Below are 14893 nucleotides of genomic sequence, written 5' to 3'. Positions count from 1 at the left end.
CAGTCACTCCACGATCTCCGCAGTCTCCACAACGGCATGGAACAGCACATCGGCCCCCGCCGCTGCCCAGTTCTTTGAAATTTCTTCCGCCTCGTTGTGGCTCAGTCCACCGACGCAGGGGCACATGATCATGGTGGCGGGGGCGACCTTGGCGGCCCAGCAGGCGTCGTGGCCGGCGCCGGAAATTATGTTCATGTGGCTGTAGCCGAGCTTTTCGGCGGCGGAGCGGACGCGGCTGACGAGGGTGGGGTCGAAGGTGACCGGGTCGAAATGTCCGACGGCTTCGACCGCGCAGCCGACGCCGAGCTCGGCAGCGATCTCGGCGGCCCGCGCCTCGATCGTGGCGCGCATGCCGTCGAGCTTGGCCTGGTCGGGCGAGCGGATGTCGACGGTGAAGACGACCGTGCCCGGGAGCACGTTGCGGGAGTTGGGGGAAAACTTGACCTGGCCGACGCCGCCGACAGCGCCGGGCTGGGCGGCCATGGCGACTTCTTGCACCATCTCGATCATGCGGGCCATGGCAAGGCCGGCATTGACGCGCATGGTCATCGGGGTGGAGCCGGTATGGGCTTCCTTGCCGGTCAGCGTGAATTCGAGCCACCAGAGGCCCTGGCAATGGGTGACGACGCCGATCTGCTTGTCTTCAGCCTCAAGGATCGGTCCTTGTTCGATATGATATTCGAAATAGGCGTGCATCTTGCGGGCGCCGACGTCCTCGTCGCCGACCCAGCCGATGCGCTCGAGTTCGTCGCCGAACTTTTTGCCGTCCTGGTCCTGCCTTCCGTAGGCATGCTCGAACGGGATGACACCGGCAAAAACGCCCGAGGCCACCATGGCGGGGGCAAAGCGGGCGCCTTCTTCATTGGTCCAGTTGGTGACGACGATGGGATGGCGCGTCTTGATGCCGAGGTCGTTCATCGAGCGCACGACTTCGAGCCCGGCCAGGACGCCGAGCACGCCGTCATATTTACCGCCCGTCGGCTGCGTATCGAGATGCGATCCGACATAGACCGGCAGGGCATCAGGGTCGGTGCCTGGCCGGGTCATGAACATGGTGCCCATCTTGTCGACGCCCATGCTGAGGCCGGCCTCTTCGCACCAGCGCTGGAAGAGTTCGCGCCCTTCCTTGTCGGCGTCGGTCAGGGTCTGGCGGTTGTTCCCCCCAGCAATGCCAGGCCCAATCTTGGCCATGTCCATGAGGCTGTCCCAGAGTCGATCACCATTGATGCGAAGGTTTTCTCCTGGGGCAGACATATGGGCAAAGGTCCTACTTGTTGGTCGGGAATGAGAATTCCGCGCCACCCTTGATGCCGGCTGGCCAGCGGGTGGTGACGGTTTTGAGGCGCGTATAGAAGTGGATGCCTTCGGGCCCGTAGATCGAGTGATCGCCGAACAGCGACCGCTTCCAGCCGCCAAAACTGTGATAGGCGACGGGTACGGGGATCGGCACATTGATGCCCACCATGCCCACTTCGATCTTGTCGGCGAATTCGCGGGCGGCATCACCGTCGCGGGTGAAGATCGCCGTGCCATTGGCATATTCATGGCCATGGATCAGGTCGACCGCGTCCTGGAAGCTTTCGCGGCGGACGACCGAGAGCACCGGCCCAAAGATTTCTTCCTTGTAGATCTTCATGTTCGGCTCGACGTCGTCGAACAGCGTGCCGCCGACATAATAGCCGTTTTCGTAACCCTGGAGCTTGAAGCCGCGGCCGTCGACGACGAGCTTGGCGCCCTCTTCGACGCCGCTATCGATGTAGCCCAGGATCTTATCGCGGTGCATCTTGGTGACGACAGGACCCATTTCGGCGTCCTTGTCGGTGGCCGGCCCGATCTTGAGCGATTCGACGCGCGGCCTCAGTTTTTCGACCAGCGCATCCGCCGTTGCCTTGCCCACCGGGACGGCCACCGAAATCGCCATGCAGCGCTCGCCGGCCGAACCGTAGCCTGCGCCCATCAGAGCGTCCGCGGCCTGGTCGAGATCGGCATCGGGCATGATGATCATGTGGTTCTTGGCGCCGCCCAAAGCCTGGACGCGCTTACCCGCCTGGGTGCCGCGCTGGTAGACATATTCTGCAATCGGCGTTGACCCGACAAAGCTCACGGCCTTGATGTCGGGATGGTCCAAAATACCATCGACCATTTCCTTGTCGCCATGGACGACGTTGAGGATGCCCTCGGGCAGTCCCGCTTCCATGAAAAGGTTCCAGGCCAGCATCGGCGCCGACGGATCGCGCTCGGAAGGCTTGAGGATGAAGGCATTGCCGCAGGCAATGGCCGCCGGATACATCCACATCGGTACCATGGCCGGGAAGTTGAACGGCGTGATCCCGGCGACGACGCCGAGCGGCTGGCGATCGGAATAGCTGTCGATCGAGGGGCCAACATTGCGCGAAAATTCGCCCTTGAGCAGGTGCGGAATGCCGCAGGCAAAGTCGACGCAGTCGATGCCGCGAGCGACTTCCCCCAGCGCATCGTCATGCACCTTGCCATGCTCCTTGGAGATCTCGCGTGCCAGGTCGTCGGCATACTGGTCGAGCAGCGCCTTGAACTTGAACATGACGCGAGCCCGCTTCATCGGCGGCGTCGCGCCCCAGGCGACCTGCGCCTTGACGGCGGAGGCGACCGCGGCGTTCAGTTCGTCCAGTGTCGACAGCGGCAGCTCCGCCGATTGCTCGCCCGTCGCCGGATTGAACACCGGCACGCGGCGCGTGGAGGCGGAAACGTAGCGCTTGCCGGCGACGGCGTTCTCGATGACGTTCATTATTCAATGCTCCGCAAGGCGCTGCGGACGCCGTCGATCAGTTCGCCGATCTGCGCTTCGGAAATGATCAGCGGCGGGGACATGGCGATGATGTCGCCGGTGGTACGGATCAGGTAGCCATCCTCGAAGCATTTGAGGAAAGCCGAGAAGGCGCGCTTGGTCGGCGAGCCGGCGATGGGTTCGAGTTCGACCGCGCCGACGAGACCGATATTGCGCACGTCGATGACATGCGGTTCGCCCTTGAGCGAATGAAGCGCATCTTCCCAGACCTTGGCCAGTTCGGCGCCGCGGGTGAGGAGACCCTCTTCCTTGTAGGTTTCGAGCGTTGCGAGCCCCGCCGCCGAGGCCACCGGATTGCCCGAATAGGTGTAGCCATGGAAGAACTCGATGACGTGTTCGGGTCCATCCATGAAGGCATCGTGGATTTCGGCCGAGACCAGCACCGCGCCCATCGGGATCACGCCATTGGTGAGGCCCTTTGCGGTGACCATGATGTCCGGAGTGACGCCGAAGTAGTCGGCGCCGAATGGCGTTCCCAAACGTCCGTAACCGGTGATGACTTCGTCGAAAATAAGAAGGATGCCGTGCTTTTTGGTGATGTCGCGCAAGCGCTGCAGATAGCCTGCCGGGGGGATCAGGACGCCGGTCGAACCGGCTACCGGCTCGACGATGACCGCGGCAATGGTCGAGGCATCATGAAGCGTGACGATACGCTCGAGTTCGTCGGCAAGATCGACGCCATGTTCGGGCAGGCCGCGCGAAAAGGCGTTCTTGGAAAGGTTGTGCGTATGCGGCAGGTGGTCGACGCCGCTCAACAGCGTGCCGAACATCTTGCGGTTGGTGACGATGCCGCCAACCGAGATGCCGCCGAAATTGACGCCATGATAACCGCGCTCGCGCCCGATCAGGCGCGTCTTCGAGCCGTTCCCCTTCACGCGGTGGTAGGCGAGAGCGACCTTGAGCGCCGTTTCGACCGACTCGGAGCCCGAATTGGTGAAGAGCACATGATCGAGCCCTTCGGGCGCGATGTCGACGATGCGGTTGGCGAGTTCGAATGCCTTGGGGTGGCCCATCTGGAAGGCGGGCGCGTAATCGAGCTCGGCGGCCTGCTTGGCGATGGCCTCAACGATTTTTGGGCGAGCGTGGCCGGCATTGACGCACCAGAGGCCTGCCGTGCCATCGAGCACGCTGCGGCCGTCCGAGGTCGTATAATGCATGTCCTTGGCCGCGACGAACATGCGCGGGCTCTTCTTGAACTGCCGGTTTGCCGTGAAGGGCATCCAGAAAGCGCTGAGGTCGTTCGGCGCAACGTTGGATGATGTGGGCACTGCGATCTCGCTCCCGATGTTTGGACCGGCTTTTTGTTTTGGGCCTTGACGTTGGCGCCTGAACCCAAGAAATTTTGACCAGTTGGAAAAATGTTAGCATCCCTATCCATTCCCGCAAGGCGAAAATGGTGAGCAAGAAAACCGCCGCAGCTGACACCGTCGACGCCAAGCCGCGGCCGCTGACGCGCATCCAGAAGGAAAAGCAGGACATCATCCTCGAAGCGGCGCTCGAGGTGTTTTCACTGCACGGTTTTCGCGGCGCAACCATCGACCAGATCGCGGCGCAGGCGGGCATGAGCAAGCCCAACCTGCTCTATTATTTTCCCAAGAAAGACGAGATCCACCGCCGGCTGATTTCCGAACTGCTGGTGACCTGGCTGGCGCCCCTCGCCGAGTTCGACGAGGACGGCGACCCGTTTACCGAAATCCGTTCCTACATCCGCCGCAAGCTCGAAATGGCGCGCGATTTTCCACGCGAGTCGCGGCTTTTCGCCAACGAAATGCTGCAGGGCGCGCCGCGCGTCAGCGAGATGATCGAGGTCGATCTCAAGAACCTCGTCGACGAAAAGGCAAAGGTGCTGCTGACCTGGATGGAACAGGGGCGCCTCGCCCGCACCGACCCCTATCACCTGATCTTCTCGATCTGGGCGACGACGCAGCACTATGCCGATTTCGACGTGCAAGTGCGCGCCGTGCTCGGCAAGGACCGCAACGGCGAAGGCCGCTTCGAAGACGCTGCGCGATATCTCGAACAGCTCTTCATGCACGGACTGACGCCGAAGGCGCGAAGCGCAGGAAAGGCTTAGGCGACGGCCTTGGCGACAAGATCGGGGTGCTGGGCGATGACGCGTACATAGGCAACGGCGAAATCCGGAGGCATCACTCGTGCCTGTTCCCAATCCCGCAATGTGCCCACCGGAACGCGGAAGCGACTAGCGAACTCGGCTTGTGACAAGCCCAGATTGGTCCCGGTGACGCGGATCAGGCGAGCGCGTTGTCCTTGCTCACGACCCTCGGCAGACACTGCCCGATCTTCGGGATCATTGGGATCAGCCGGGATTGCGATAAAGTCTTTGTCCACCTGAATACTCCTATCTGCTCCCGTACCAGATAGACCCTAGTTCGCTATGTCGGTATTCAGAAAGTAGGGTTGATACCGGACCAAAGCCCCTCCCCCTTGAAGGGGAATGTTTTGTTTGGACGCGCAGGGCTGGATTTTGCGCCTCCCTCCCCCTTGAGGGGAGGGACTGAGGGTGGGGGTGGTGCGGCAAGTCACTGAGGGACCCCCACCCCAGCTTTGCTAGGCCCTATGGGCCAAGCGCCGCTACCCTCCCCTCAAGGGGGAGGGAAGGCAGGAGCCGAGATTTCCGAGCAGGCACGCGATCGGAATGAACAGTCCCCCCTTTGAGGGGAGGGGTTGGGGTGGGGTGTCGGAAACGCTGAGGATTTGTCTGCCTCACGCATCCGGCACCCCCACTCTGGCTTTGCTAAGGCGCACTGCGCCGGCGCGCTACCCTTCCCCTCGAGGGGAAGGGTACGATAGAACCGACTCTTTGTTAGACCGGCTTGATCTGCTCGGCCTGCGCGCCGCTCAGCGGCTTTGCTGGCCCGAGCACCGCCTTTTCACCAAGCGGTTCGGAGTTAACGACGCTGAACTCGCCCTTGCCATCGATGGACGGACCCTGGGTCCAGCGGCCTTCCGGAGTTTCGGCATTCAGCATGTGGCTGAAATAGGCGTAGGAGAACTCGGTCTTTTCCTCGGCCTGCGGGTGGCTATTGGGGATCGGGAACACGTTGGCGTCGCCGCCGAGTTCTTCAAGTGCGGCCTTCCACTGGTTCTGGTGCATGGTGTCGCGGGCGATCAGGAACTGCAGCATGTCGCGCATGCCGGGATCGTCGGTCAGGTGATAGAGGCGGACCGCCAGGACGCGGCCTGTGGATTCGGCCATGACATTGGCGGTCATGTCGGCCGCGATATTGCCCGAAGCGTAGATGTGGCTCATGTCGAACGGCACGCCGTCGCTGTCGACGGGCATGGCAGACATGCCAGCAGACAGGATGTTCTTGAGGTTGACGCCACCCAGCACGGCGCTGGCGACCGGGTCCTTGGCGACCTCGTCCTTGACGCCAACGGGAGCGCCTTCGAGGTTCAACGCCACGGCCGTGGCGAGCATTTCAATATGGCCGAGTTCCTCGGTCGCGGTATTGAGCAGCATGTCCTTGAATTTCGGATTGCCGCGGGCACCCATGGCCTGGAAGAAATACTGCATGGCAACGCGGATCTCGCCTTCGACGCCGCCAATCGCCTGCTGCAGGGCGCGCGCAAATAGCGGGTTCGGCTTTTCGACGCGAACCGGATATTGAAGCTTTCCGTCTGTATAGAACATGACATTCTCCTGATGGTTTTGTCAGGCGGCGAACGGCTCATGTTTGGCATGGTTGCCCAATGTTAAGGGTGTTAGTTTTGTCCGGTATAACCTCGTGAGATCGCGCGAAAAAACGTTCTCCGGCGCGCCGTTAGCCGCCGCTCGCCTTACGGGGCGGGACTGGCTTTGGCTCTGCGCCATCTTTGCCCTCGCGGCTTTGACCATCCTCCTGCGCGCCAATATGAACCGGGCCGGGGGACCGTTTTTTGGCGACACAGATGACGCCATGCGCATGGTCGTGGTGCGTGATTTCCTCGCCGGGCAGGGCTGGTACGATCTGGTGCAGCACCGGCTCAACACCCCCTATGGCGCCGAGATCCACTGGTCGCGCCTTGTCGATCTGCCGCTTGCCCTGCTGCTGGCGCTTGCGCAACTGATCGCCACGCCTTCCCAGGCGCTGGTTCTTGCCGGTACGATCTGGCCGCTTCTCTTGCTGGCGCTGCTGCTCTGGCTTTCGGCGCGCATCACAATCGAACTCGTCGGCCGGCAGGGCCTTTTGCCGGCGCTGGTCTTGCCGGTGCTCAGCCCAGCCATTCTGGCCGAATTCAATCCGGGCCGCGTCGACCATCACAATGTCATCATCGTGCTGACCCTGGCCGTGCTTTTCGCCAGCCTCGTGGCCCTGCGGCGCCCGCTCGGGGCGTGGCTCGCAGGGATGTTTGCCGCCACCGCGCTCGCGGTCGCGATTGAGGCCCTTCCGGTTGCCATCGCCGCGATCCTGGCCTTTGGCTTTGCCTATGCCGCCGATGGCGACCGCCGGCCGGCCCTGCGCCGCTTCGGCCTCGGCTTTGCTGGTGCCATGGTCCTGCACCTAATGCTGGCGCGGCCGCCCGGGCGCTGGCTGGAAGCGGCCTGCGACATGATTTCGCCGGTCTATGTTCTGGCCGGGCTGGCCGTCGGCTCGGCCTATCTGTTCATCTCGATTGTCCGAGCGCCCCCCCAAGCCTGGCAGCGCCTCCTGCTGCTTGCTCTGGCCGCCATCGTCAGCACCGGCCTGGTCATTGCCGTCTATCCCCAATGCCTGGGCGGACCCTATGCGGCGCTTGACCCCTGGCTGCAGCGTAACTGGATCGCCGGCATCGTCGAAGCCAAGCCCTGGCACCAGTCTTTGCTCGACCTGCCCGCCTATACGCTGGCGGTCGGCATTCCCATTCTGCTCGGCGCCTGTGCAGCGATCCTTGCTCTACGGCAAGAGCCCGAAAAGCGGCTGGGCTGGTTGATACTTCTGACCTTTATCTTGGCCACTGCCGTGGTCATGCTGGCCCAGATCCGCGGTGCTCGCCTTGTGGTCTTGACCGTCACGCCCGCTGCCGCCTGGCTGATCCTTCGGGCGCGTGAGGCCTATATCGAGCGACCGCGCATCTTGCCGGCCCTGGGTCTTGTGGCCTCATGGCTGAGTTTTGCGGGCATCGTCATTGCTCTTGCAGTCACCGGCCTGCTCGGCCTTCTTCCAGATGGACGCGCACAGGAGGTCACCACCGCCCGAGCCAGCAAGCTACCCTGCCTTGCTTCGGGCAGCTTTGCCGACCTGCGTGGCCTGCCACCAAGCCGTATCATGTCGCCCATCGATCTTGGCGCCCACATCCTGCTCGAAACACAGCACGAAGTGGTCGCCGCGCCCTATCACCGCAACGAAGATGGCGTGCTCGATGCTTTTCGCTTCTTGAGCCGCCCGGCCGGCGAAGCCCATGACATTGCACGCAAGCGGGGGCTCAGCCTCTTCGTCACCTGCGAGGCAATGCCAGAAATGCACAGCGCCGGGCTCAAGCAGCCCAATACGGTGCTGAGCCTACTTGCCGCCGGCACGCCGCCCGATTGGCTCGAGGATGTCTCCCTCGGCGGACCGCTCAAGATCTACGCCATCGCGCGCTAGAACACGCCGCGAACAGAAAGGGCGCCGGAAGGATCTCCCGGCGCCCCAATCAGTTACTCGGCGGCAACGCCAACCCCGATGGGGCAGCTGACGCCGGTCCCTGCCAGCCCACAATAGCCATTGGGGTTTTTGGCCAGATACTGCTGGTGATAGGTCTCGGCATAGTAGAAGGGACCCGCCTCGCCGATTTCGGTCGTGATCGGTCCAAGGCCGCGCTGACGGAGAGCGGCCTCGTAAGCAGCGCGGCTTTTTTCAACGATTTCGGCCTGCTCGGGCGTCGTTGTATAGATCGCCGACCGATACTGGGTGCCCATGTCATTGCCCTGGCGCATGCCCTGGGTCGGGTCGTGCTCTTCCCAGAACGTCTTGAGCAGCTGTTCGAGGCTGATCACCTTGGGATCGTAGACGACCTTCACGATCTCCGTATGCCCGGTCCGGCCGGAACACACTTCTTCATAGGAGGCGTTGGGCGTGTGGCCACCCTGGTAACCGACGGCGGTCACGAGGACGCCTGGCAATTGCCAGAACAGCCGCTCGGCGCCCCAGAAACAGCCAAGCGCCAGGTAAATGGTCTCGGCGCCCTGAGGGTAGGGACCCTTGAGGGCTGCGTTATTGACGAAATGATTGGGTGCGATGGCCAGTTCCTGGTCCCGGCCCGGCAGCGCCTCGGCGGCAGAAGGAATGGTCATCGGTTTTTGACGGAAGAACATAGGATGCTCCTTTCAGCCAACTATACGCTGCGGCAGGGGAAAAAGTTACGCCGCTAGATCTGTTCCTGACGCAAGAACCGCTCCCGCCGCGGCCGCCTGCCCATCAGCGCAAGGACGATCCCGGGGACGCCCAGCACCGCAAAAGCTGGATAGGTCAGAATGTTCTGGAACACGACGCGCAAGAGGTCGGCAAAGAAGCGGCTTTCAAAGAAACTCGAAACCGCCTGCTGGCTTGGACGATGTATCTTCGCCCAGGCTTCGCCGAAGACGGTAAAGACCAGCTCGTTGGCGGCGAGGGACTTGGTGCCGTCGATCACAAGCAGGATCAGCGCCAGGCCGATCAGCCAGGTGCCCAAAATTCTCAAGACCAGCCGCATGCGATGTCCCTGTGCCCCATGACGGCGGAAAGTCCGCCGGCCCGTCTTCGTTCCACTTGGCGCGCCCACCTTGTGCCATGCCGGACGAGCTTCTCACAAGATAAGGTTGCTGGACAAAACAATCCGTTAGCGCACCCTGATGATCCCTTGCGCCCGCAACGATCCTGAGTATATTGCGCCACGCTCTCGCGGGCTTTCGGGTCCGCACCGGTTTCCAGGCTGGGCAGGGCGACGCGGAGAGATGGCCGAGTGGTCGAAGGCGCACGCCTGGAAAGTGTGTAGGCGGGGAACCGTCTCAAGGGTTCGAATCCCTTTCTCTCCGCCATTCTCATCTTCGATGTTCCCCTTTGGCACCGCCCGCTGCTTGATCCCGTTGCATCGGCCGGTACGGCTTGTGAACAAATCGAGAATACGGTCCGATAAGGCTACCCCGGCGAGGATCGATTCGTGCCTTCTGACACTGCCTATCTCGAAGCTCTTAATCCGAACCAGCGTCTCGCGGTCGAACATGGTGCGGGCCATGCCGCGCCCGGACCGTTGCTGGTGATTGCGGGGGCTGGGTCAGGCAAGACCAATACTTTGGCCCATCGCGTGGCGCATCTGATCCGTCATGGTGCTGATCCCCGGCGTATTCTGCTGCTGACCTTTTCCCGTCGCGCGGCATCGGAGATGAGCCGGCGGGTGGAGCGTATTGCCGGCTCTGTTCTGGGCCTTGGTTCCGGCGCGATCACCGACGCACTCACCTGGGCCGGCACGTTCCATGGCGTCGGGGCGCGGCTATTGCGCGAACATGCCCAGCAGATCGGTCTCGATCCGGCGTTTACCATCCATGACCGCGAAGACTCTGCCGACCTCATGAACCTGGTGCGGCACGAACTGCGCTTCAGCGAAACCAAGACGCGCTTTCCCGCCAAGGGCACGTGCCTTGCGATCTATTCGCGTGTCGTCAATGCGCAGGCCGATCTTGATGAGGTGCTGAAAACCGTCTTTCCCTGGTGCGCAATGTGGACGGCCGAGCTGCGAACGTTGTTTGGTGCCTATGTGGCGGCCAAGCAGGCGCAGAACGTTCTCGATTACGATGACCTCCTGCTCTACTGGGCCGGCATGATGGCGGAGCCCGCCATTGCCGCGCAGGTATCCGGCCTCTTCGACCACATCCTCGTTGATGAGTACCAGGACACAAACCGGCTGCAGGCCTCCGTGTTGCTGGCCCTGCGCCCCGACGGGCGCGGGCTGACGGTGGTTGGGGATGACGCGCAGTCGATCTATTCCTTCCGCGCCGCCACCGTGCGCAACATCCTCGATTTCCCGTCGAGCTTTTCGCCGGCGGCGCAGATCGTCACATTGGACCGCAACTACCGCTCGACCCAGCCGATCCTTGCAGCCGCCAATGCTGTGATTGATCAAGCGTCCGAGCGCTTCACCAAGAACCTTTGGACCGAGCGTCTGTCCGCGCAAAAGCCCATGCTGGTCACCGTCAAGGACGAAGCCGATCAGGTCGGCTATATCGCCAGGTCGGTGCTGGAAGCCCGCGAAACCGGAACGCCGCTTAAGCAACAGGCGGTGCTGTTCCGCTCCTCTTCCCATTCGGGCCCGCTCGAAATCGAGCTGACGCGGCGCAACATCCCCTTCGTCAAGTTCGGGGGGCTCAAGTTTCTCGATGCCGCGCACATCAAGGACATGCTGGCGGTGCTGCGCTGGGCCGAGAACCCGCGCGATCGCGTGGCCGGGTTTCGGGTCTTGCAGCTGATGCCCGGCATCGGTCCGGGCACTGCGGGGCGGATCCTCGATGCGCTCGGCGCCAGTGCCGATCCAGCCTGGGCCCTGGGGGAAGTGCCGCCGCCTGCAAAGGCGGGTCAGCATTGGCCCGACCTCGTCGCCATGGTCGGGCGCCTTGCGAGCCGCGAACTGAGTTGGCCGCTCGAACTGGGCTATGTCCGTCAATGGTATGAGCCACTGCTGGAAGCGGCTTACGAGGATGCGCCAAGCCGCGTGGCCGACATCGTGCAGCTCGAACAGATCGCCGCCGGGTATCCAGGCCGCGAGCGCTTCCTGACCGAATTGACCCTTGATCCGCCTGACGCCACCAGCGACCAGGCCGGCGTGCCGCTCAAGGACGATGATTACCTGATCCTTTCAACCATCCACTCGGCCAAGGGGCAGGAGTGGAAGGCAGTGCATGTCCTCAATGTTGTCGACGGCTGTATCCCCTCCGATCTCGGCACCGGTTCGGCCCATGAACTCGAAGAAGAGCGGCGGCTTCTGTATGTGGCGATGACCCGCGCCAAGGATGAACTCCATCTGCTGGTGCCGCAGCGCTTTTATGTCACCCAGCAGGCGCGGAACGGCGACCGACACCTTTACGCGCAGCGCACGCGCTTTATTCCACGGGCGATGACGGCACTGTTCGAGGACATCCTCTGGCCGCCTGTAACGCCCATCCGGGCCGGATTGATGCCCGGCCAGCCTGCCGTGGTGGACATGGCGGCCAAGATGCGCAGCATGTGGTAAGGGCAACAAGTATTCCCGGGAAGGACCATATGCGCAGCGACAATCAAATTCTCGTCCCGGGCGCTGAGCTCGAACGGCGTGTGCTTCGGGCGCTGCTCGACGTTGGGGCCAGCGCACCCTCTGCGGAGGCTGCCGTGCGGGCGCTGATGCATGCGTCCCGCGTCGGGGTGGACAGCCATGGCGTGCGGCTGGTCGAACACTATTGCCGCATGCTTGGCGGTGGGCGGCTCAACAAGGTGCCCGAACTCACGGTGCGCAGAACTGCTGTCGCCAGCGCAATGGTCAACGGCGACGATGGGCTCGGACATTATGCGGCCTACCATGCCGTGGAGCTGGGCATGGAAATTGCCCGCGAAGCCGGTGTCGCGGCAATCGGGATCGAGCACTCGTCGCACCTCGGCGCAGCCGGCGCTTATGCCGCAGCAGGCGCCGAGCAAGGCTTTATTACCTTTGCCACCACCAATACCGACGCCATGGTGGCGCTCTTCGACGGCGCCGAGCGGTTCCATGGCACCAATCCGCTGGCCTTCGCTGCGCCTGTGCCCGGCAGCCGGCCTTGGCTTCTCGACATGGCGACCTCCTCCATTCCCATGAACCGGGTGCTCTTGCACCGCTCGCTGAACGCACCGCTGCCGGAGGGCGTCGCTGCGGATGCGCAGGGCGCCGCGACCATTGACCCCGGCGCCGCCGAGATGCTGCTGCCGCTTGGCGGTGAAAACTATGGCTACAAAGGCGCGGGCCTGGCTGGGGTCGCCACCCTGTTTTCAGCTCTGCTGACCGGAACGACGCTCGACCCCGATTTCATCCCCATGTATGGCACTGAAAACATTCATGAGCCCCGAAATATGGGGCACTTCGTGCTGGTCATCGATCCCGAAAAGTTCGTCGGCGGAGCCATGTTCGGCCAGGCGATCATGGGATATCTTGCCAGTTTGCGCGGTGCCGCGGTGCGCCCGGGCGGTGGCAGCGTCATGGCGCCCGGCGACCGCGAATGGGCGGAGGCTGATCGGCGCGATGCGCAAGGCATTCCGATCGACCCCGACACGGCCCGCTTCCTCGTCCTGAGCTAGGATCAAGCGGTAAGCTGCGCCATCCAGTAGCCGGCAAGCGCCGCAACACCGCTGAGCGCAGCGCCCCAGAGCATGTCCACAAGGGACAACTTGGCCGACCAGCCTTTAAGCGTCGCCAGGTTGCTCATGTTATAGGTGCCATAAGCGATAAACCCCAGGGCCACACCAGCCGCTAAAGCCCAGAGCCAGGACTGCGTGGCAAGTGCCGGAACGATGGCAAAGCCCACAATACCGGCGACATAGAACAGGTAGAAAATTCCGGCCGGCGCCATGTTGAATTTGCCAAGCAGCAGCGGCCCGATTTCGGCGCGATAAAAGCCTACGGCGACAAGCGCCAGCCACAGGAAGTCCAGCGCAAGGAACACGGCGCCTGTGCCGGCATAGGCCGCAAGGAGCGTCAGCAGGCCGGGTCCCGGCATTGCGGTCTCCTAGATACCCAGGAACGGCTGCACGAGCCGCACGAGACGGCTGGTGAACTTGAGCGGCGCGTCGGTCACGGCAAGGCAGATGCAATCGGCTTCGGCATTGGCCACCGGCTGATGGGTCAGCGAGCCGTCGGCATCTTCGATATCACCGGGGCCGAACTGATCGATCTCGTCATGGAAAGCGCCGGTCAGCACCACGGTCAGCTCGCGTCCGCCATGGCTGTGCTCGGGCACGGGCTTGCCGGCCGGAATGCGCAGGAGGCGAACCTGGGTCTCGCGATCCTCCGTCTTGATCAGGATCTGGTGCGCCGTGCCGACCCTGCGCCATTTGAGGTCCGCCAGATCGGCGCCAAGATAGGAGCGCAGCGGCTCGGGGATCAACGCGCTTGGAGGCTGCACCTTGGGCTTGATTGGAGGTGTGGGTTCGCTCAAAAGGCGCGACTTAAGTGCTTCCCAGGATCGCTCATCCCCGCCAACCGGCTCGATGGCTTCCAGCAACACGCCGCCAGCAGCTTCCGCCACCGCGAGGTTCTTGCGGCATGCGCTGCACATGGCCAGGTGCGTCGCCACGGCAAGCGACCAGCCTTCCGACAGATTGCCCGATGCATAGCCGATCAGAAGATCGTCGTTCAGGTGATGACGTATGGTCATTGTTGCTCGTCCAGTGCAGCCCGCAGCCGTCCGAAGGCGAGCCTGATACGCGACTTGACCGTGCCGATCGGCAGACCCAGCCGGGCCGCGATCGTGCTGTGTGAAGCTTCCTCGAAAAACGAGAGGCGGATGATGTCGACCTGTTCAGCGGGCAGGCGTTCCATGGCGCGGCGCACTGCTTCCTGGCTTTGCCGCGTCTCGATCTGCCGCGGCGCATCGGGTTCCGGCTCGGCGCTAAGCGCCGGATCGTCGGGGTCCAAGGCTGGCCGGCGCTGCCGCCGCCAGGCGTCGATCCAGATATTGCGGGCTATCGTATAGATCCAGGCCGAAGCCGGACCGCGCGCGGGATCGTACTGCCCGGCCTTGCGCCATATCGCCAGCATCGTCTCCTGCATCAAGTCTTCGGACACCTGCGCATCGCGAGTCATCTTCAAAAGGTAAGCGCGCACCCGGGGCGAAAAGTCGCGGAACAGCGCTTCAAACGCGTCCATGTCGGAGGAGGCGGCGATGGCCACAATCCGGGCGCCCAGGTCGTCACCCGGCGAAGCGGAACTGTGCTCTGTGGTCACGGGCTTGCCCCTGGTCGGCGCAGGCACGGCTAGGCGGCGGCGCGGTGTTCGTGCCGCATCTTCGCATGGTCTGTCGACAGGGTAAATTGCCAGGGTCATGGCAGAGACTACGGAGGCTGCTTTGCGGTAGATCAACAGGGAAGCGAATAACATCGCGCCTCAGGAGAAAGCGTTTCATGCTTGCGCTTG

The 14893-nt window shown here is 63.0% G+C and carries 14 protein-coding genes and 1 tRNA gene; 5 read left to right on the top strand and 10 right to left on the bottom strand.

Annotation, left to right across the window (positions count from 1 at the left end):
* Nucleotides 1-3: 3 nt before the first annotated feature.
* The 3 genes from JI748_RS13675 to JI748_RS13665 are packed head-to-tail and all read right to left on the bottom strand — an operon-like array spanning nt 4 to nt 4044.
* A complete protein-coding gene (locus JI748_RS13675; protein WP_201631690.1) occupies nt 4-1254 on the bottom strand; it encodes a Zn-dependent hydrolase in 1251 nt (416 codons plus the stop codon).
* A gap of 13 nt (nt 1255-1267) precedes the next feature.
* Nucleotides 1268-2764, bottom strand: coding sequence for a CoA-acylating methylmalonate-semialdehyde dehydrogenase (locus tag JI748_RS13670; RefSeq protein ID WP_201631687.1), 1497 nt, complete (start codon nt 2762-2764; stop codon nt 1268-1270).
* Entirely contained in the window at nt 2764-4044 is a 1281-nt protein-coding gene (locus JI748_RS13665; RefSeq protein WP_201637365.1) for an aspartate aminotransferase family protein, read from the bottom strand. Before JI748_RS13665 ends, JI748_RS13670 begins: the two co-directional genes overlap by 1 nt.
* Nucleotides 4045-4217: 173 nt before the next feature.
* Here JI748_RS13665 and JI748_RS13660 point away from each other — a divergent pair, with 173 nt between their 5' ends.
* Entirely contained in the window at nt 4218-4898 is a 681-nt protein-coding gene (locus JI748_RS13660; protein ID WP_164533184.1) for a TetR family transcriptional regulator C-terminal domain-containing protein, read from the top strand.
* Here the strand turns inward: JI748_RS13660 and JI748_RS13655 are convergent.
* Together JI748_RS13655 and JI748_RS13650 are read right to left on the bottom strand one after the other, a co-directional pair.
* Nucleotides 4895-5173 carry a helix-turn-helix domain-containing protein gene (locus JI748_RS13655; RefSeq protein ID WP_233280529.1) on the bottom strand — a complete coding sequence of 93 codons (279 nt, stop codon included), beginning with the start codon at nt 5171-5173 and terminating at the stop codon, nt 4895-4897. The genes JI748_RS13660 and JI748_RS13655 overlap by 4 nt on opposite strands.
* Nucleotides 5174-5648: 475 nt before the next feature.
* Nucleotides 5649-6479: a manganese catalase family protein gene (locus JI748_RS13650; protein WP_201631684.1), complete on the bottom strand. Its 831-nt coding sequence runs from the start codon at nt 6477-6479 to the stop codon at nt 5649-5651.
* A 94-nt stretch (nt 6480-6573) separates the two neighbouring features.
* Between JI748_RS13650 and JI748_RS13645 the strand changes: the two genes are divergently transcribed.
* Entirely contained in the window at nt 6574-8391 is a 1818-nt protein-coding gene (locus JI748_RS13645; protein WP_201631682.1) for a hypothetical protein, read from the top strand.
* Nucleotides 8392-8444: 53 nt separating this feature from the next.
* Here JI748_RS13645 and msrA read toward each other — a convergent pair whose 3' ends face one another.
* Both msrA and JI748_RS13635 read right to left on the bottom strand, forming a co-directional pair.
* Nucleotides 8445-9101 (bottom strand): peptide-methionine (S)-S-oxide reductase MsrA, encoded by a 657-nt coding sequence (msrA, locus tag JI748_RS13640; RefSeq protein WP_201631679.1) that lies wholly within the window; start codon nt 9099-9101, stop codon nt 8445-8447.
* A 53-nt stretch (nt 9102-9154) separates the two neighbouring features.
* Nucleotides 9155-9478 (bottom strand): hypothetical protein, encoded by a 324-nt coding sequence (locus tag JI748_RS13635; RefSeq protein ID WP_201631676.1) that lies wholly within the window; start codon nt 9476-9478, stop codon nt 9155-9157.
* A 235-nt stretch (nt 9479-9713) separates the two neighbouring features.
* Here JI748_RS13635 and JI748_RS13630 point away from each other — a divergent pair.
* The 3 genes from JI748_RS13630 to JI748_RS13620 all read left to right on the top strand — a co-directional run bounded on the left by JI748_RS13630 (nt 9714) and on the right by JI748_RS13620 (nt 13059).
* Nucleotides 9714-9803 (top strand) — tRNA-Ser (locus JI748_RS13630).
* Between the two features lie 122 nt (nt 9804-9925).
* A complete protein-coding gene (locus JI748_RS13625; protein WP_201631674.1) occupies nt 9926-11989 on the top strand; it encodes an ATP-dependent helicase in 2064 nt (687 codons plus the stop codon).
* Between the two features lie 29 nt (nt 11990-12018).
* Nucleotides 12019-13059, top strand: coding sequence for an Ldh family oxidoreductase (locus JI748_RS13620; RefSeq protein WP_201631671.1), 1041 nt, complete (start codon nt 12019-12021; stop codon nt 13057-13059).
* A gap of 2 nt (nt 13060-13061) precedes the next feature.
* On the opposite strand, the gene JI748_RS13615 is transcribed toward JI748_RS13620, so the two are convergent.
* The 3 genes from JI748_RS13615 to JI748_RS13605 are packed head-to-tail and all read right to left on the bottom strand — an operon-like array spanning nt 13062 to nt 14704.
* On the bottom strand, nt 13062-13478 hold the full coding sequence (locus JI748_RS13615; protein ID WP_201631668.1) for a DUF2177 family protein: 417 nt from the start codon (nt 13476-13478) through the stop codon (nt 13062-13064).
* 9 nt (nt 13479-13487) lie between these two features.
* Nucleotides 13488-14135, bottom strand: a complete 648-nt coding sequence (locus JI748_RS13610; protein ID WP_201631665.1) for a ChrR family anti-sigma-E factor — start codon at nt 14133-14135, stop codon at nt 13488-13490.
* Nucleotides 14132-14704 (bottom strand): sigma-70 family RNA polymerase sigma factor, encoded by a 573-nt coding sequence (locus tag JI748_RS13605; RefSeq protein ID WP_233280528.1) that lies wholly within the window; start codon nt 14702-14704, stop codon nt 14132-14134. The genes JI748_RS13610 and JI748_RS13605 overlap by 4 nt, the downstream gene beginning before the upstream one ends.
* Nucleotides 14705-14893 lie beyond the last annotated feature (189 nt).

This window comes from Devosia rhizoryzae (genome assembly GCF_016698665.1).
Classification (GTDB): Bacteria; Pseudomonadota; Alphaproteobacteria; order Rhizobiales; family Devosiaceae; genus Devosia; species Devosia rhizoryzae.
The sequence above is the reverse complement of the archived record's forward strand: the minus strand, read 5'-3'. Positions and strand labels throughout refer to the sequence as shown.